Annotated in this window: 15 protein-coding genes and 1 tRNA gene; 7 read left to right on the top strand and 9 right to left on the bottom strand. The window is 52.2% G+C overall.

Translation table 11 applies throughout. From position 1 onward, the window contains the following. Positions 1–107: 107 nt before the first annotated feature. The 6 genes from BN1247_RS16180 (at position 108) to BN1247_RS16155 (ending at position 7,808) form a co-directional block, all read left to right on the top strand. Positions 108–1,694 (top strand): L-lactate permease, encoded by a 1,587-nt coding sequence (locus BN1247_RS16180; RefSeq protein ID WP_054951291.1) that lies wholly within the window; start codon positions 108–110, stop codon positions 1,692–1,694. A 228-nt stretch (positions 1,695–1,922) separates the two neighbouring features. After that, positions 1,923–2,639, top strand: coding sequence for a (Fe-S)-binding protein (locus tag BN1247_RS16175; RefSeq protein WP_054951712.1), 717 nt, complete (start codon positions 1,923–1,925; stop codon positions 2,637–2,639). Between the two features lie 91 nt (positions 2,640–2,730). Beyond that, entirely contained in the window at positions 2,731–4,158 is a 1,428-nt protein-coding gene (locus tag BN1247_RS16170; protein ID WP_054951290.1) for a LutB/LldF family L-lactate oxidation iron-sulfur protein, read from the top strand. Next, on the top strand, positions 4,155–5,024 hold the full coding sequence (locus BN1247_RS16165) for a LutC/YkgG family protein (protein WP_082415976.1): 870 nt from the start codon (positions 4,155–4,157) through the stop codon (positions 5,022–5,024). Before BN1247_RS16170 ends, BN1247_RS16165 begins: the two co-directional genes overlap by 4 nt. A gap of 34 nt (positions 5,025–5,058) precedes the next feature. Next, positions 5,059–6,471: a glycolate oxidase subunit GlcD gene (glcD, locus tag BN1247_RS16160; RefSeq protein WP_054951289.1), complete on the top strand. Its 1,413-nt coding sequence runs from the start codon at positions 5,059–5,061 to the stop codon at positions 6,469–6,471. Then, positions 6,468–7,808, top strand: a complete 1,341-nt coding sequence (locus BN1247_RS16155; RefSeq protein ID WP_054951288.1) for a (Fe-S)-binding protein — start codon at positions 6,468–6,470, stop codon at positions 7,806–7,808. Before glcD ends, BN1247_RS16155 begins: the two co-directional genes overlap by 4 nt. 192 nt (positions 7,809–8,000) lie before the next feature. Here the strand turns inward: BN1247_RS16155 and BN1247_RS16150 are convergent, their stop codons facing one another. The 9 genes from BN1247_RS16150 to rpoN all read right to left on the bottom strand — a co-directional run bounded on the left by BN1247_RS16150 (position 8,001) and on the right by rpoN (position 18,569). Then, entirely contained in the window at positions 8,001–8,306 is a 306-nt protein-coding gene (locus tag BN1247_RS16150) for a hypothetical protein (RefSeq protein ID WP_147675268.1), read from the bottom strand. A 378-nt stretch (positions 8,307–8,684) separates the two neighbouring features. Next, a complete protein-coding gene (locus BN1247_RS16145) occupies positions 8,685–9,026 on the bottom strand; it encodes a hypothetical protein (RefSeq protein ID WP_054951286.1) in 342 nt (113 codons plus the stop codon). 496 nt (positions 9,027–9,522) lie between these two features. Continuing rightward, entirely contained in the window at positions 9,523–10,818 is a 1,296-nt protein-coding gene (eno, locus tag BN1247_RS16140; protein WP_054951285.1) for a phosphopyruvate hydratase, read from the bottom strand. 175 nt (positions 10,819–10,993) lie between these two features. Continuing rightward, entirely contained in the window at positions 10,994–12,547 is a 1,554-nt protein-coding gene (gene gpmI / locus BN1247_RS16135; protein ID WP_054951284.1) for a 2,3-bisphosphoglycerate-independent phosphoglycerate mutase, read from the bottom strand. A gap of 12 nt (positions 12,548–12,559) precedes the next feature. Then, on the bottom strand, positions 12,560–13,315 hold the full coding sequence (gene tpiA, locus BN1247_RS16130; protein WP_054951283.1) for a triose-phosphate isomerase: 756 nt from the start codon (positions 13,313–13,315) through the stop codon (positions 12,560–12,562). A 231-nt stretch (positions 13,316–13,546) separates the two neighbouring features. Then, positions 13,547–14,731, bottom strand: coding sequence for a phosphoglycerate kinase (locus BN1247_RS16125; RefSeq protein ID WP_054951282.1), 1,185 nt, complete (start codon positions 14,729–14,731; stop codon positions 13,547–13,549). Between the two features lie 250 nt (positions 14,732–14,981). Further along, positions 14,982–15,980: a type I glyceraldehyde-3-phosphate dehydrogenase gene (gene gap / locus BN1247_RS16120; RefSeq protein WP_054951281.1), complete on the bottom strand. Its 999-nt coding sequence runs from the start codon at positions 15,978–15,980 to the stop codon at positions 14,982–14,984. Positions 15,981–15,986: 6 nt separating this feature from the next. Then, a complete protein-coding gene (locus tag BN1247_RS16115) occupies positions 15,987–17,033 on the bottom strand; it encodes a sugar-binding transcriptional regulator (protein WP_054951280.1) in 1,047 nt (348 codons plus the stop codon). 183 nt (positions 17,034–17,216) lie between these two features. Then, the gene (rpoN, locus tag BN1247_RS16110) at positions 17,217–18,569 is read right to left on the bottom strand and encodes an RNA polymerase factor sigma-54 (RefSeq protein WP_054951279.1); all 1,353 of its coding nucleotides are present in this window, start codon (positions 18,567–18,569) and stop codon (positions 17,217–17,219) included. Positions 18,570–18,663: 94 nt separating this feature from the next. Between rpoN and BN1247_RS16105 the strand changes: the two genes are divergently transcribed. Further along, a tRNA-Arg gene (locus tag BN1247_RS16105) sits at positions 18,664–18,738 on the top strand. The last annotated feature ends 46 nt before the right edge of the window (positions 18,739–18,784 follow it).

Here is an 18,784-nt window from a genome sequence, read left to right as displayed (position 1 = left end):
TCATCGAGTCATCAGATAACCATCTGACCATGTCATCTGTTTAAAGGAGCGTTTTTTTGACGCTCGATGAAAGCACTTTAAAATGATAGTGGAGGGAATTAATCACAATGTTACTACTGGTGGCACTAAGCGCGATCATCGCCCCATTCATTTTCTTAGTCATTTTTAGGATGCCAGCGCTTAAAGGAATGTTTTTTAGTGCACTCATTGTAATCGCTTTAGGTTTGACAGTATGGGGGATGGAAGGAAAGATCGTGTTAGCGTCGGTGTTAGAAGGCACACATAAAGCAATGACGATCCTCTTAATCCTGTTCGGAGCGATCGTCTTGCTGAACACGTTGCGCCATACGGGTGCCGTTGACCGAATTAATCAAGGGTTTCGCAACATTTCCGGCGATATGCGCGTACAAGCGGTCATCGTCGCGTTCTTGTTCGGGTCGTTAATCGAAGGCGCTGCTGGGTTTGGGACGCCTGCCGCCGTCACCGGTCCGCTCATGATCGCGTTAGGGTTCAACCCGATGGCTGCTGCCGCGTTAGCACTCATTGCCGATAGCAGCGCCGTTTCCTTCGGTGCTGTCGGGACGCCGATTCAAGTCGGCTTAAGTAACTTGCCCGGCGCAGATCTCGCCTTTTACAAAAACATCGGTGTGAAAATCGCGTCGATCGATCTCGTCGCCGGAACGTTCGTGCCGTTTATTCTCGTCGTCGTCCTCACCTTATTTTTTGGGAAGAAGAAAGGGTTTTCTGACGCGTTAGCCTTCTTGCCGTGGACGTTACTCGTCGGCTTGACGTATACCGGGTCAGCCCTTCTGTACGCTGCCCTCTTCGGTCCGGAGTTCGTCTCCATTTTAGCGTCGCTCACTGGGCTAGTCGTCGCGACGTTAACCGCAAAAAAAGGATGGTTATTACCGAAGGAAGAATGGACCGACGCCTTAAAAGATGGTTTTGAATTGAAAGCGGGAAAGTCGGAGATGGGGCTATTCACCGCGTGGGCACCGTATTTAGTCGTCATCGCCTTGTTGCTCATGACCCGCATCATCCCATCTGTGAAAGCGTTCGCCTTGAACGCGGTCAATTTGACGTGGAGTAACATTCTCGGTGTCGAAGGCATTACTTCCAAATGGGAACTGTTGTATTCGCCAGGGACCGTCTTAGTGCTCGCCGCATTGGTCGCTGTGTGGATCCAACGTCGGCCCTTCGCCCATTTTACGAAGGCAATGCAAGAATCGTTAGTGTCGATTAAAAATGCCAGTTTCGCCCTCATCTCGACCCTCGCCCTCGTGCAAGTATTTACGAACTCGGCGATGAACGGGAACGACCTTATCAGTATGCCACAATATATTGCACAAGCATTGGCGAGTGCGTTCGGGTCGATGTGGATTTTCGTCGCACCGTTTCTCGGCGAACTCGGCGCGTTTATTACTGGTAGCGCCACCGTGTCGACGCTGACGTTTGCTCCGGTGCAACACAGCATTGCCCTCGAGACAGGAATGGATGTCAACATCGTGTTAGCGGCGCAAATTATTGGGGCTGCCGCGGGGAACATGATTTGTGTGCACAACGTCGTCGCCGCGTCAACCGTTGTCGGCTTAACAGGGAAAGAAGGCGATATTATTCGTAAGACGTTAGGACCGGCACTTGTTTACGGTATCTTAGTCGGGATCGGCGGATTTATTTTACTCAGCTTCTTTTAAGCAACGCCGATAAGCAACGCCGATAAGCAACACCAACTTTATTATTTTACGATTTTAACCGTAAGCTTTCGTTCGGTAATTTGTGCCATGTGTCTTATGGAATGGCCGGGGCAACCCTTGTCGCGTGTCGTTACAACGATTTATGATAAAAGTAGCAGTGAAGGTTTGCCCCACGTATTTAAGTTTTTACCTCAATCTCGAACGTTAACGATAAAGGGGATGACTACGATTAACGTCTCACTGTTTATTACGTGCATGTGTGACCTCATCTCCCCGAATGTAGGGAAGGACACGGTTGAGCTGTTAGAGCACGTGGGCTGTCGCGTCAACTTTCCCGAGGCACAGACGTGCTGCGGGCAACCGGCTTACAACAGCGGCTACTTGCGACAGTCGAAGCAAGCGATGAAACAAATGATGCGCGCCTTCCGGCACGCCGAGTACGTCGTCGGTCCGTCCGGTTCGTGCGTCGGTATGTTAAAGCAATACCCGGATATTTTTGCAGATGACCCGGAATGGGAGCCGGAAGCGATACGGCTGGCGGCTAAATCGTTCGAAATCACACAGTTTCTCGTCGATGTGCTCGGCATTGTCGACGTCGGTGCCACCTTTAAGGCCAAAGTGACGTACCACCCGTCTTGTCATATGACGCGCCTGTTAGGTGTCAAAGATGCGCCGCTCACCTTACTTGAACACGTACGCGGACTCGAAGTAGTGGAACTGCCGTTAAAAGAAGACTGCTGTGGTTTCGGCGGCACGTTTGCCGTGAAAAATGCGGCCATTTCCACCGAAATGGTGCAAGAAAAAGCGACACACGTCGTCGAAACGGGCGCCGAGTATTTAATCGGCGGCGATATGGCTTGCTTAATGAATATCGGCGGCCGCTTGTCCCGCAACGGGAAAGATGTGAAAGTCGCCCACATTACGGAAATATTAAACCACCGATGAGCCTTGATCATCCGGTTAGTCCAGTATACGGAAAGGTTTTGGGAAAACGAGTCATTATAAAAGACCGACAGTTGAAAGGGGGAAACGGCGCGTGAGTATAAAGATCGGCCACAGTCCGTACAGAGAGCGGGTGCAAGAAGGGATTCGCAACGATTTCATGCGCCAAGCCGTCTCTGGCGCGCAAGGGCGGTTCCGCAGCGGACGGCTAAATGCGGCGGAGACGCTCGGAAATTGGGAGGAGTGGCGTACGCTCGGGGAACAAATTCGCGCCCATACGATCGACAACCTCGACTATTATTTACAGCAATTGAGTGAGCAAGTGGTGGCGCACGGTGGCCACGTCTATTTTGCCCAGACGGCTGCCGAGGCGAACGACTATATTAAACAGGTGATCGAGCGGAGAAAGGCGAAAAAAGTCGCCAAATCCAAATCGATGGTAACGGAAGAAATCGGCTTAAACGAAGCGCTGCAAGAAGTAGGGGTAGACGTCGTCGAAACCGATTTGGGCGAGTGGATTTTGCAATTAGACGAGGATCCGCCGTCCCACATCGTCACCCCGGCACTGCACAAAAATAAGGAGCAAATTCGCGAGACGTTTGCCGCGAAAAAAGGGTACGATCGATCGTCTAAGCCGGAAGAGCTTGCCCTATTCGCCCGTAAACAGCTGCGGCAGGAGTTTTTGTCTGCCGATGTCGGCATCACCGGGTGTAACTTCGCCGTCGCCGAAACGGGAGCCGTAACTTTCGTCACGAACGAAGGCAACGCGCGCATGGTGACGACGTTACCGGACACGCAAATTACGGTGATGGGAATGGAGCGCATCGTACCGACATGGGAGGAACTCGACGTGTTAGTCAGTCTTCTCACGCGGGCCGCCGTCGGACAAAAACTGACAAGTTATGTGACGGCGATTACGGGGACGCGCCGCGAAGGTGAGGTGGATGGACCGGAAGAATACCACTTAGTGATCGTCGACAACGGACGCTCAAACATACTCGGCACAGAATTCCAATCCGCCCTGCACTGCATTCGCTGTGCCGCCTGTATTAACGTTTGCCCAGTGTACCGCCACGTCGGCGGCCACGCCTACGGCTCGATTTATCCCGGCCCGATCGGCGCCGTCTTGACACCGTTACTCGACGGCTACGACGAGCACAAAGAGCTCCCGTACGCGTCAACTTTGTGCGCCGCGTGTACGGAGGCGTGCCCGGTAAAAATCCCGCTGCACGAACACCTCGTACGCCATAGGCAATTGATCGTCGAGCGGGAAAAGAAAGCGCCAAAGGCGGAACAGTTAGCGATGAAAGGTTTTGCCCAGTGGGCAGGCCATCCGAATCTGTACAAAACGAGTGCTAAACTGGCGCGGCCTGTGCTGAAACCGTGGACGAAAAACGGCACGATCGCAAACGGCCCAGGGCCACTAAAAGGTTGGACTGCCTCTCGCGACTTCCCCGCACCGAGTAAACAGTCGTTCCGCGCCTGGTTTAAAGACAGACAACGAGGAAGTGATTCCCGATGACCGTGCACAACCGCGAACCGTTTTTAGACCATATCGCTCATCGCCTCGGTCGGCCGCGACGCAGAGCGGGTGCAATACAGCCGTCATTCGATACTGCACAACCGTCAACGGGTGCTGAACACCCGATAGAAGGTACTGCCCCGCCGGGCGTTGAACGTCCATTAGAGGGTGCTGCACGCCCGCTATCGAGTACGGAACGCTTAATAAAGGGTGCTGAAAGCTCGCTATCGAGCTTCCAGCGTCCAACGTGGTCCGTCCGCCCGCAGTGGGATGTGTTTGACGGACTGACAGTGGATGAGTTAGTCGACGTACTGGAAGCGCAGTGTGCCGCTATTCACACTGCTTTTAAACGGACCGCACGCGCCGACCTCCCGCGCGCGTTGCAGGAAACGATTGACGGTTACGCTGGAAAGTCGATCGTCGCCGCACGAGATGCGCGTAACGAGGCTTACGGATTAACCGATTTTTACAACGGGTTGCAGTCAGAAGGGCATAACGTGCACATTTGGGACGCATCGCTCGGCAAACAAAACCAAGTCATTGCCGAACGCGCCGATATCGGCATAACGTTCAGTGACATGACTCTCGCCGAGTCAGGGACAGTGACGTTGTTTACGGGGAAGGACCACGGCCGTTCGATTAGTTTACTGCCAAAAGCGTACATCGCCATCATCCCGAAGCAGACGATTGTGCCGCGGATGACGCAAGCGACGAAGGCCTTGCACGACGCCGAGCAGCGCGGGGAGGACATTTCTTCCTGCGTGTGCTTCATATCCGGCCCCAGTAACAGTGCCGACATCGAAATGAAGTTAATTGTAGGCGTACACGGCCCGATCCACGCCACGTACATCGTCGTCGACGACTAACGAAAAAATATTTTTATGACGAGGAGAATGCCCGATGCTTAAGGGGAAAGTGAGGAAGGAACTAGAGGCGATCGTCGGTTCGCAAAACGTAGAACTGAACGATGCGAGCTTGCTAGCTTACTCTTACGATTCGACGCCGCGGTTTCAAGCGATGCCGGACGCTGTCGTCTCGCCGCGCAACACGGAAGAAGTTGCCGCCATCGTGAAAGTGTGCAACAAATACAAAGTACCGATCGTCCCGCGCGGCTCGGGAACGAATTTGTGTGGGGGCACGACCCCGCTCGAAGGCGGCATCGTGCTACTGTTCAAACATATGAACAATATCTTGGAAGTCGATGAAGAAAACTTAACGATGACCGTACAGCCCGGCGTATTTACGCTAGACGTCTTCAAAGCGGCGGAAGCGGTCGGTCTGTTTTATCCACCTGATCCCGGTTCGATGCACATCTCGCAAATCGGCGGCAACATTAGCGAAAATTCCGGTGGCTTGCGCGGACTCAAATACGGGGTGACGCGCGATTACGTCCTCGGTTTGGAAATCGTGCTCCCGAACGGTAACGTCATTCGCACCGGCGGAAAACTGGCGAAAGACGTCGCCGGATACGACTTGACGCGCCTGTACGTCGGCTCGGAAGGCACCCTCGGCGTCATCACCGAAGCGATTTTAAAACTCGTGCCCCAACCGGAGACGAAAAAAACGATGCTCGCCCTGTACCACGATTTAGAAGCAGCGGCGGAAACTGTTTCAGCGATTATCGCTAACCGCATCATTCCGGCGACACTCGAGTTTTTAGACCAAGCGACGATTAAAGTTGTCGAGGACTTTGCGCAAATCGGCTTACCGACTGACGCGAAGGCGGTGCTCCTCATCGAGCAGGACGGCCCCGCGGAAGTCGTCGCCCGCGACATCGAGAAAATCTCCAAGATTTGTAAAGAAAACAAGGCGTTCGACGTCTCCATCGCTAAGACAAACGAAGAAGCAGAAGCGTTAACAGCGGCGCGGCGTACGGCTTTATCCGCACTGTCGCGGTTAATGCCGACGACGATTTTGGAAGACGCCACCGTCCCCCGCTCAGAAATTGCGCCAATGGTTAAGGCGATTACGGAAATCGCAGAAAAGTACAATGTAAACATTTGTACATTCGGTCACGCCGGAGACGGCAACTTACATCCGACGTGTTTAACCGACGCCCGCAACGAAGAAGAAATCGCCCGCGTCGAAAAAGCGTTTGAGGAAATTTTCCAGCAGGCGGTAGAGATGGGCGGCACGATTACAGGGGAACACGGTGTCGGCGCGATGAAGTTACCGTACTTGCATTTGAAAGTGGGCGAAGCCGGGATCGAAGCAATGCGCAGTATTAAAGAAGCACTTGATCCGAACAACATTATGAACCCGAGTAAAATCTTCGCCAAATCGGAACGAAACAGGGTGGTGGTAAGAAAATGATGGATCGCAAAGAGAAGGCGCGCATTCAAAAAGACTTCAAGGAAAAGATGGACTACGATGAACTGATGAATTGCACCCGCTGTGGCTTTTGTTTGCCGAGCTGCCCGACGTATATCGAAACGGGTCGAGACGAAGCCCATTCGCCACGCGGTAGAATCGCCTTAATGAAGGCCCTCGTAGATGGACAAATTGAACCGAGCGACGAAGTGAAGCGTTCGATCGACATGTGTTTAGGCTGTCGCGCCTGTGAAATCGTCTGCCCGTCCGGCGTCAATTTCGGCCACTTACTCGAGCAAGCGCGCGACGCGATTTACCAGAGCAACAAAAAATCGCTACCGGAAAAAGCGGTGCGCAACCTCGTGTTCGACAAATTGTTCCCGCACCAAGAGCGCATGGTCGGCGTGACGAGTTTGTTAGGGTTATACCAACGTTCCGGGTTGCAACGCGTCGCCCGATCGACGGGCATTATGAAGTTGTTTCCGGAAAATTTACGGACAATGGAAAAAGTGCTTCCACCCGTACCGAAGAAAAAGGAAATCAAACAGCGGCCACGCCATCTCATGCCCCTCGCGAAACAGAAGAAGAAAGTCGCCTTTTTCACTGGCTGTTTGATGGACACGATGTTTTTGCCGACGAACGAAGCGACGACGAAGCTGTTACAGGTTGCCGGCTGTGAAATCGTTGTCCCGGAAACACAAGGCTGCTGCGGCGCATTGCACGGACACAGCGGAGAACGGGAGCGGGCGCGGGAAATGGCCAAGCGGAACATCGCCGCGTTTGAAGAAGCTGGCGTCGACTACATCATTACGAACGCGGGTGGCTGTGGCGCCTTCTTAGTCGATTACGGCCACTTGCTCAAGGACGATCCCGATTGGAACGAGCGCGCGGAAGCCTTTTCTAACAAAATTAAAGATATTACGAGTGTGTTAGTCGAGCTCGACTTTCATAAATTGCCGTTAAGCCTCGATGAGCAAATTGTGACGTACCAAGATTCATGTCACTTGCGAAACGTGCAAAAGACATTTAAGGAACCGCGACAGCTACTGCAGGCGATTGACGGGGTGACTTACGTGGAAATGCACGATGCGGACCGCTGCTGTGGTTCGGCCGGTATTTACAACATTATTGAAGCGGAAATGTCGATGCAAATTTTGGACTACAAAATGGCGCAGGCGAAGAAAACGGAAGCGAAGACGATCGTCACCGCCAACCCGGGCTGCTTGCTGCAAATGAAGCTCGGCATCGAACGCGAAGGCTTGTCCGATCGGATGGAAGCCGTGCACATTGTCGACTTGCTGCTACGGGCGTATGAACACGCAAATAAGCGGGTGTCTTGAGTTAGTGTGTGTTAGTGTGGTGGCAAAAGCTGATCGAGTAAAAAAATCTGTATGAACATGTCGCCAGCCTCCATGGGTTAGTATATGCTCGTGTGAGTAGTTGAAAAATCAGTTGTATGAAGCGTTAATGGCATCGATCCCTATGAGGTTGCACCCTACCTTTGTCCACGACCGGCTGAGGTAGGGTGTTTGTTATACGAACGTCTTGCGGAAATTTTCCCTCGTAATTGCATTGGCGTGAAAACCCGTTTCGGATTCCCATTTTAACTTTTTAATACCGACCATCGCGGTGTCTTTCCAATGTTGTGGAACACCTTCTACGAGGTTAATGCTTTCATCGTTCAAATACCTACGGTATTCTTTCACCATATTTGTTTTAAGGTTTTCAATATCCGCTTCACTTTTTATTTGTTGAACCTCTCTTACATAGTTCTCTGCCCAATAACTAGCATCCATACTTATAGGCTGGTGTTCCCCTGGCGTAAACGACCTCGTCATTTTCCGGCACCTCTCTTAATTTCTATAGTTTTATAAAGACCTTCTTTAGGTACACCTGTCTTTAAGTCCCTTATCTAAACTAACGTAATACTTTCCTTTGGGTAGAATATTCATAAGCTCTTTTTTATTTCTCCGGCTTTTTGCTCATCAATGCCCTTCTTAGTTCCTATAATGTGAATGTTCGTATCCAACTTCTTAATTAACTCGATGTTGTCTCGAATATATTGCCTTAACTTATTAATCGTCTCGTCACTTTCATTAAACGCCCTTTTTAGGTCGCGGTTTATTTCGGAATTAAGTCCAACGCTTGTGTCAAAATATTTTACCTTTGTGTCTTCGGGACGAATTGGATCAATAATTCCGAGGCCCCTTAAGTAGTCAATGGTCGGCTATCTCAACAATAATATGATCTGTAGGTTCGTTCATGCCAAGGGTATCCGCATTACCTCTCAAAATCATAGTGAAATAAGGGAACCCCGTATACTCAATGTCTATGCTGAACACTTTTTCCCCCGTTGGCAACTGTAGGGGTTTGCCGATGTTCCTAATTTCTATATTATCCGAATCGAGCTTATAGGGTGTAATGTAACCTCGCACCCGCTCTTCAATTTTTTCCCGATTCTGTTCTACAAAATCCTTCTCTTCATATGCTTTGACCACAGTTATTATCCCCCCGATTGCAATCACAGCGACAATAATAATTAATACTTTCTTTGGCAAGTCTCTCCCCCTAACGGGAATGTATGCGCTATCATTTATAAACTGAACACTATTATAAATTATTTAATCTATCGCGTCAACTGTATTTGCAAAAATTGTTTTTCACATTTGATTAAGCTGACACGTTACGGCATTTGAGGACTTTGCCTCGTGAAAAAAGCTATCCCTTCTCTCCCTAGGAGAAAGGATAGCTCTTATTTTATGTCATATCAGCCGAGTAGCTTATTCGACGTCGCTAAAATTGACCCTTAAGGTTGCACTGCCGCTCCGCGCCAGCACTCGAGATGTCAATTTAGCTTTAGCTAAATTGACCCTTAAGGTTGCACTGCCGCTCCGCGCCAGCACTCGAGATGTCAATTTAGCTTTAGCTAAATTGACCTTTAAGGTTGCACTGCCGCTCTGCGCCAGCACTCGGAATGTCAATTTAGCTTTAGCTAAATTGACCTTTAAGGTTGCACTGCCGCTCTGCGCCAGCACTCGGGATGTCAATTTAGCTTTAGCTAAATTGACCTTTAAGGTTGTAGAAGGCGGTGGTGCTGGCGTATTGGGACGTGTGGCCGAGTTCGTCTTCGATGCGCAGCAGTTGGTTGTACTTGGCGACGCGGTCGGTACGCGACGGCGCACCAGTTTTAATTTGGCCAGCGTTCGTGGCGACGGCGATGTCGGCGATCGTCGTGTCTTCCGTTTCGCCGGAACGGTGGGAAATGACAGCCGTGTAGCCAGCGCGCTTCGCCATTTCGATCGCGTCGAACGTTTCCGTTAGTGTACCAATTTGGTTGACCTTTACTAGGATCGAGTTGCCGCTACCTTCGGCAATGCCGCGCGCCAACCGTTTCGTGTTCGTGACGAACAAGTCGTCGCCGACGAGTTGCACTTTGCTGCCGAGGCGTTCCGTCAGTTTCTTCCAACCGTCCCAGTCGTCTTCGGCTAGGCCGTCTTCGATGGAGATGATCGGGTACTTGCCGATCAGTTCTTCGTAGTAGGTGATCATGTCGTCGGTCAACTTCGTGACCCCTTCACCGCTTAAGTGATACTGACCGTCGCGGTACAGTTCGGTAGCGGCAACGTCTAAGGCAAGATATACTTGCTCGCCTGGTTTGTAGCCGGCGCGTTCGATCGCGGTGACGATCGTCTGCAGCGCCTCTTCGTTCGAGCTCAAGTTAGGGGCAAAGCCACCTTCGTCGCCGACTGCGGTGTTCAATCCTTTTTCTTTTAACACAGCTTTCAAGTTGTGGAACACTTCCGCACCGACGCGCAACGCTTCTTTAAAGCTGTCAAAACCGACAGGCATCACCATAAACTCTTGAATGTCGACGTTGTTGTCGGCGTGCTCGCCACCGTTCAAGATGTTCATCATCGGAGCTGGCAACGTTTTGCTGTTAAACCCGCCGAGGTACGTGTAAAGCGGGATTTCGAGCGCGTCCGCAGCGGCGCGGGCTGTCGCTAAGGAAACGCCGAGAATCGCATTCGCGCCGAGTTTCCCTTTGTTTTCTGTGCCATCTAAGGCGATGAGCGCTTTGTCGACGCCGACTTGGTCGAGCGCGTCGTAGCCGACGAGTTCAGGGGCGATGATGTCGTTCACGTTCGCCACCGCTTTTTGTACACCTTTCCCCATGTAGCGCGCCTTGTCGCCGTCGCGCAATTCCACAGCTTCGTGAGCACCGGTCGAAGCGCCCGACGGAACGATCGCCCTCCCGACGGCACCGGATTCGAGTACGACTTCTACTTCGACTGTCGGGTTACCACGCGAGTCTAACACTTCTCTACCGTACACTTCCAAAATTGTCGTCATTAATTACTACCTCCTTAAGGGTTTAACAGCAACAGCTGTTTCAGTAACGCGTTTGTCGCTCATCCATCGGATCACATTGCATATGCCAGCATTATCACGCGCTTAGCGCACGCCAATTTAAAACATTTACCATAGGACGACGCATTTTCCTTTACTTCAGAGGCTGATCTCTGCCTTAATTCTGTTCGTCTTCGGTGGTCACAATCATACTCTTTCCGGTCATCGCCTCAGGTTGCGGCTGTCGCATCAGCTGCAACATCGTCGGGGCAATATCGGCTAAAATCCCTTCACTGCGCAACGTGAGTCCCTCTTTCGTCACGATGAACGGTACCGGAAATGTCGTGTGCGCGGTGACGGGGTGCCCTTCTTCGTCTGTCACCATGTCGGCGTTGCCGTGGTCGGCAATAATGATCGCCACCCCATCGACGCGCAAAATGGCGTCAACGACTTTACCGAGACATTCGTCGACCGCTTCGACCGCGCGAACTGTCGGTTCCAACTTCCCGGAATGGCCGACCATGTCCGGATTGGCGAAGTTGAGGATAATCATGTCGAGCGTCTCCGACTCGATTTCTGGCACGAGTGCTTCCGTCACTTCGTAGGCACTCATTTCCGGTTTTAAGTCGTACGTCGCCACTTTTGGCGAATTTATTAGAATGCGCCGCTCCCCTGGAAATTCCGCTTCGCGACCGCCGTTGAAGAAAAAGGTGACGTGCGGATATTTTTCCGTTTCGGCGATGCGCAACTGCTGCAAACCTGCGTCGCTGACGATTTCCCCTAACGTTTCCTGCGGTTGGTTCGGCGGAAAAGCGATCGGGGCGGGAATGTCGTCACTGTATTTCGTCATACAGACGTACGTCAGATCGCGCGCCACTTTTTTACGCACAAAGCCGGCAAAATCGGGGTCGGTTAACGCGAGCGACAATTGGATCATGCGATCCGGACGGAAGTTAAAGCAAATCGCTGCATCACCGTCACCTAGTACACCGACTGGTTGGCCGCCTTGATCGACACAGACGATCGGCTCGACAAATTCATCGTACACACCTGCAGCGTACGAATCGCGCACGGCTTGCACCGCGTCGTTCGTCGGCTTGCCCTCCCCTAAAAGAATAGCGTTGTAGGCCTTTTCGACGCGCTCCCACCGCTTGTCGCGATCCATCGCGTAATAGCGCCCTTGCACTGAAGCGAGTTCGCCGACGCCGATGGCGTCCATTTCTTTTTGTAACTGTTGTAAAAAGCCGACGCCGCTGTCGGGTGTGACATCGCGACCGTCTAGAAAGGCATGGACGTAAACGCGCGCAACGCCTTGTTCTTTCGCCAAGCGGAGTAGCGCGTACAAGTGGCGCTGGTGGCTGTGCACGCCGCCGTCCGATAACAGGCCCATGACGTGGAGCGCCCCGCCCTTTTCTTTCGCCTGCTCAACCGCCTGAAGCAACCGCTCGTTTTGGAAAAACGAGCCCTCTTCGATCGCTTTCGTAATGCGGGTTAAGTCTTGGTACACGACGCGTCCGGCGCCAATGTTTAAATGTCCGACTTCCGAGTTCCCCATTTGCCCGTCCGGCAAACCGACCGCCTCGCCCGAAGCGCGCAAGATCGCGTGCGGATACTTATTCCAGTATCGGTCAAAATTCGGCTTGTGTGCCTGCGCGACGGCATTGCCCTTCTGTTCTTCGCGCAAGCCGAAGCCGTCTAAAATAATGAGCGCCACCGGTTTTGGTGCTGCCATAGTCGTAACCTCCTACTGTTTGGCTGCTTCTACGAGTGCCCAGTACGATGCTGGATCGAGGCTAGCCCCGCCGACTAACGCGCCGTCAATGTCTTCGTGTGCCATGAAACTGGCGATGTTGTTCGGCTTGACGCTGCCGCCGTACTGAATGCGCACCGCTGCGGCCGTCTCTGCATCGTACAATTCGGCGATCAGCTGGCGAATGAAGTGGATCACGCCACCCGCATCTTCTGCGGTCGCCGTTTTTCCTGTCCCGATCGCCCATACAGGTTCATAAGCGATGATGATGCGCTTGACATCCTCTGCAGGTACCTCGTCTAATGCACCTTTCACTTGTTGTTCGACGACGCGTTTCGTCTCGCCGCTTTCCCGTTCAGCGAGCTGTTCGCCGACGCAGACGATCGGAATAATATTGGCCGCGAGTAATGCTTTCGTCTTTTTGTTGACCGTCCCATCCGTTTCCGCATAATAGGCGCGCCGTTCCGAGTGTCCGACAATCGTATAGCCGACTCCGAGTGCTTGAAGCATATTGACACTTATTTCACCTGTGTAGGCACCTTCTTTTTCCCAGTGCGCGTTTTGTGCCCCGATGCCGATTCCGCTGCCGCGTGCAGCGTCGACTAGAGTAGGTAAGGCGAGGTACGGGGCACAAATAACCGCTTCTACTCCTTCCGGCTTTTGCCGGTTACTAATCTCCGCCCAGAACGATTGTGCTTCTTCAATCGTTTTATACATTTTCCAGTTTCCCGCAATGACGGGCGTACGCATAATAGGAACTCCTCCTTCTAAATGACAGTTGCCGTTCAGAGTAACAGCTCAACAACTGTCACTAATCGGATGGACAGTCGCTAATTTGCCAACTGTCACTGACTAGATCGATTGTCACTAGCTCGTCAACTGTCGCTGACTAGATCGACTGTCACTGGCTCGTATCGTCTGTCACTAACTCGCTAGCTATCTGCATAATCCCTTCGGAAAAAGCATCGTAACTTACTTTACTTACTTCCGGTCGTTTAGTGCCACGACGCCCGGGAGCGCTTTGCCTTCCATAAATTCGAGCGAAGCGCCGCCGCCAGTCGAAATGTGCGTCATTTGATCAGCCAATCCCGCTTTTTCAACTGCTGCAGCCGAATCTCCGCCACCGATAATCGTCGTTGCCACGGTGTCGGCCATCGCTTGTGCGACCGCGTTCGTCCCTTTGGCAAAGGCGTCAAATTCAAAGACGCCCATCGGTCCGTTCCAAATGACGAGCTGGGACTTTTTAACCACTTCGCTATAAGTGTCTGCTGTCTTCGGACCAATGTCAAGTGCTTCCATATCCGCTGGGATTTCCTCAATCGCGACGACTTTCGTCTCGGCATCCGGGGCGAAGCGATCGGCGACGACGGCGTCGACAGGCATGTAAAAGCGTACGCCGCGCTCTTTTGCCTTTTCCATGAACTGCTTCGCTAAGTCGATTTTATCTTCTTCTAACAGCGAGTTCCCGATGTCCAGTCCTTTCGCTTTGACGAACGTGTAGGCGAGCCCGCCGCCGATGATGAGGTTGTCGACTTTGTCGAGCAAGTTGTCGATGACGCCAATTTTATCTTTTACTTTTGCCCCGCCAATTATCGCTGTAAACGGTCGTTCCGGTTTGTCGAGCGACTTGCCGAGGACGTCTAATTCTTTTTCTAACAGCAGTCCGGCGACAGCAGGTAAGTATTTCGCAATGCCTGCCGTCGTCGCGTGCGCCCGGTGGGCAGCGCCGAAAGCGTCGTTGACGAATACGTCGCCTAAAGCGGCAAAAGCGCGCGCCAGTTCGTCGTCATTTTTTTCTTCACCGGGGTAAAAGCGTACGTTTTCGAGTAGCAGTACATCGCCTTCCGACAAGGCAGCCACTTTTTGCTGGACCGCTTCTCCAATTGCCTCGTCTACTTTTTGTACGTCTTTTCCTAACAGCTCTTGCAAGCGGTGTGCAACCGGAGTGAGCCGTAGTTGTTCGACGACTTGACCTTTCGGACGCCCCAAGTGGCTGGCGAGAACAACTTTAGCCCCGCGCTCGACGAGGTATTGAATGGTCGGTAATGCGGCGCGAATGCGCGTATCGTCAGTAATGCGGCCATCTTCTAACGGCACGTTAAAGTCGACGCGGCAAAACACGCGCTTGCCGTGTACGTCGATGTCGCGAACGGATTGCTTTTCCATGGGAAGTCCTCCTCGTAATGTAAGAGTTGATCCTTTGGACGGTTTTTCGGATCATTGCCCGCCTGTGTGTTGTCTAACTAAAACGTCTCGTACTAACTTGTGATCAAAGGAAAGAGGAGACATCCCATCTCCTCCCTCTTATATCCCGCTGTCATTAAGTTGTTCAAAAAGCGACTAAAGGTCTACCATACGCCGGTAACAGCGCCTCTTGAACGCATCCTTAAGCAGCGAAAGTATGTGACAGTTAAGCTTATTTTTCCATGTGGGCGATGAGGTCAACACACCGCTCGGAGTAACCCCATTCGTTGTCGTACCAGGAGACGACTTTGACGAGGTTGTCGCCGATGATCATCGTCGACAGCGCGTCAATGATTGAGGAGTTAGAGTTGCCGTTGTAGTCTTTGGACACGAGCGGCTCTTCGGAGTAGCCGAGAATGCCTTTCAGTTCCCCTTCAGCGGCAGCTTTCAGCGCGGCGTTTACCTCTTCGACCGTCGTGTCCTTTTCCAATTCGGCGACGAGGTCGACGACGGACACGTTCGGGGTCGGGACGCGCATCGCGAAACCGTTCAGTTTACCATTAAGTTCTGGCAAGACGAGGCCGACAGCTGCGGCGGCACCGGTCGTCGTCGGAATGATCGATTCGCCCGCTGCACGCGCCCGCCGCAAGTCTTTGTGCGGGAGGTCCAAAATTTGTTGGTCGTTCGTGTATGAGTGGACAGTCGTCATCAAGCCGCGCTTGATCCCGAAGTTTTCTTGTAACACTTTAGCGAACGGAGCCAAGCAGTTCGTCGTACAAGAAGCATTAGAGACAACGTCGTGTTTCGCAGCATCGTACTGCTCTTCGTTGACGCCCATGACGATCGTCAAGTCGGCATCGCCAGCCGGTGCAGAGATAACGACTTTTTTCGCACCTGCTTCGATATGTTTGGCGGCATCGACGCGCTTGCGGAAGCGGCCGGTCGATTCGACGACGTATTCGACGCCGAGGTCGCCCCACGGCAATTGTGCCGGATCGCGTTCGGACAGTACTTTAATTTCTTTACCGTCGACGACGATCGCCCCGTCCTTCGCGTCTACTGTGGCGTCGAGAATGCCGTGGACGGAGTCGTATTTAAGTAAGTGTGCTAGCGTTTTTGCATCGGTCAAATCGTTAATTGCGACGATTTCCATGTCGTCCCGTTTGAGTGCGGCGCGAAAGACGAGACGCCCGATGCGACCAAAACCGTTTATTGCTACTTTTACTGCCATAATGTTTCATCCTCCTAAGTGTGGTTCACTTTTATAAAGATGTATCATTTGTCGCGCTGCTGCTTCATCTGTGACGAGAATGTCGCCATTGCCCCCACGACAGACTGAAGCGATGGCAGCTGCCTTACTTTTTCCGCCTGCGACGGCAATGACGATGTCTGCTTGACGCACGTCCTCAAGTTGCAGTCCTGTCGTCTGCATGCGGTAAACTAACTTGCCCCATCGATCAAAATAGTACCCGAATGCCTCCCCGACTGCGTGACCCGCCAACAGTTTTTCAATGCGTTGCCGCGATACTTTACGCCTTCTAGCCATCGCTAGCGCATCGCCGATGCCGTGTACGACGATGCGGGCGCGGTGCAACAGTTGCAGGACTTCCTGCGTGTGCGGCTCATTCATTAACGAATGATACGTCTCTTCGCTCATCTGTTCCGGAATGTGCATTAACTTGTAAGAAGCACCCGTCTTTTTTGCCATCGAGGACGCGAGGTAACTCGCCTGCAACTCGACCGCTTCCCCTAGTCCTCCCCGCGCTGGTACGAACACTGTTTCTTTTAACGTCGAGGTTGCCGTCAGCATTTCCGCAACGGTAGCGACTGTCGTTCCCCCGTTGACGGCGATGACGTCCCCTTTGCGCGCCTTAGACGCGAGCATATGTGCACCTGCGCGGCCTAACGCCTTCTTCACAACAGGCGATTCGTCGGAGTCGCCGGGAACGATGACGACGTCGGTCAAACCGTATGCGGCGGCTACTTCCTCCTCAATCTCCCCTAAGCCGAACAACCGTTTGATCAACGGCTCCATCCCTTCGAGAAGCTCCTCGCCTTCCGACGTCAAGCGCATCCCGATACTCGCCGTTTGGATTAACTGTTGGCTTTTGAGAAAATCGACTTCGCGGCGGAGAACGCGTTCGGTCATCGGCATCGCAGCAGCCAAATTCCTTCTCCCGATCGGTTGCATCAGGCGGATGTGATGGAGCACGTTATACCGCGTGTGCATCACATCGAGTAAATCGGGCAGGAGCTGCTTTTGCATTGCCAACAGTTGCTCCATGCTTTTCTCCCCTCGGGTCGGATATAGTCCCGCGTATCGTATAATGTCCCACGGGACGTAAAAAAAGTGGACGAATACGTCACACCATTATTTTAGCTAACTTGACGCAACTTATGCAAGCTGTTTTGCAAAATAGACACGTAACGTCCACGAATAGTATATATTTTAATTAAGTAAAGCGTTTTAGCCAAGGCGGCGACGCTTCGTCGAGGAAGGAATCATTAGCTCTTCTCGGTATTTCGCCACCGTGCGTCGTGATATTTTTACACCTTTACTTTTTAGAGCGCGCGCCAATTGTTCGTCGGAAAAGGGGCGCTGTTTGTTTTCCGTTTGTACCATCTCTTTAATTTGTTGTTTGACCCCTTCGCGCGACGTCTCACCGCCACCGACTGTCTTTAGGCCACTAGAAAATAACGTTTTATATAGGACGAGCCCGCGCGGCGTTTGCATGTATTTATTGCGGATCGCGCGACTGACGGTCGATTCGTGCACCTCGAGCCGCTCCGCTACGTCGAGGAGTGTCATCGGGCGCAAAAAGGCGATCCCTTGTTTAAAAAATTGTTGTTGGTACTCGAGAATAACGCGCGTAATGTTTAACAATGTCTGCCGCCGCGATTCCAAACTTCGGAACAGCCAGTCAGCTGCTTGAAACCGGTCGTGTAAGTAATCGGCCACTTGTTTCGAGTGCTGCGCGGACGTATGTCTGAGCGGTTCGTATTCCGGATGAATGCGTAGCCGCTCACCGTAATAATCGTTCACCGTGATGACGTACGTTCCGTTCACCTCTTCGATCACGACATCAGGAATGACGTAGTTGCCGGGTTTGTGGATCAACTGCAACCCTGGATTCGGATCTAGCCGCCGCAGCGCCTCGACGACTTGTTGCAACTCGCTCGATTCACAGTCAAGTGCGCGCGCCACTTGTTGCCACTTACCATCTGCTAGCTGCTGCAAATGGTGCTTGACGACTTCCGCGAGTAGCGGATGAGGATCGTTTTGTCGAGCAATTTGCAGTAAGAGGCATTCCTGTAAATTGCGGGCAAAAATACCTGCCGGTTCAAACTGCTGCAACGTGTGGATCACGCGTTCCGCGTCTACTCCCTCAATATCAAAACGTTTACATATATCCTGGACAGAAATGTTTATATACCCTCGTTCATCGAGAAGGCCAATTATAAACCGCGCGATTTTCCGTTCGGCGGCGTCCAATTCACTAAAGCGCAGCTGCTCCTCCATATGCTCGGGAAGCGTCTGCTCGCCACTGACGTTTTCCCACCACTTGTCTAGTTCGCCTTCACTGCGGCGCGACGACCGGGTAACGCCGTGCCAAGACGTCGCATATACGTCGCCTTCGCCCGCTCCTTTCTTCACCGGTTGCTCCGCTATATCGAGTACCGGATTTTCCAGCACTTGCTCTTGCAAGTAAGCGTTTAACTCGGTGGCGGAATACTGCAGTACAGAGAGCGCCTGGCGCAATTCTGGCGTCATCACCAATTGTTGTCTTTGCTCTTGCACTAAATGTAAGCCAGTTTGCATCGCAATCACCTACCTTTATGATAAGCAAAAACGGCCTGCAATACCATCTTGCTTTTTACTCGGATTTTGTATATAATAATGTTTGTTCGTTTATGCGCCTATAGCTCAGGGGATAGAGCACTGGTCTCCGGAACCAGGTGCCCAGGTTCGAATCCTGGTAGGCGCGCCAACAGTAATTAGCCAACTGCGTTCTCCGCGGTTGGCTTTTCTCATTT

The organism is Numidum massiliense (genome assembly GCF_001375555.1).
GTDB classification, from domain to species: domain Bacteria; phylum Bacillota; class Bacilli; order Thermoactinomycetales; family Novibacillaceae; genus Numidum; species Numidum massiliense.
Note: the sequence above shows the minus strand (reverse complement) of the source record. Positions and strands in the feature narration are given on the sequence as shown.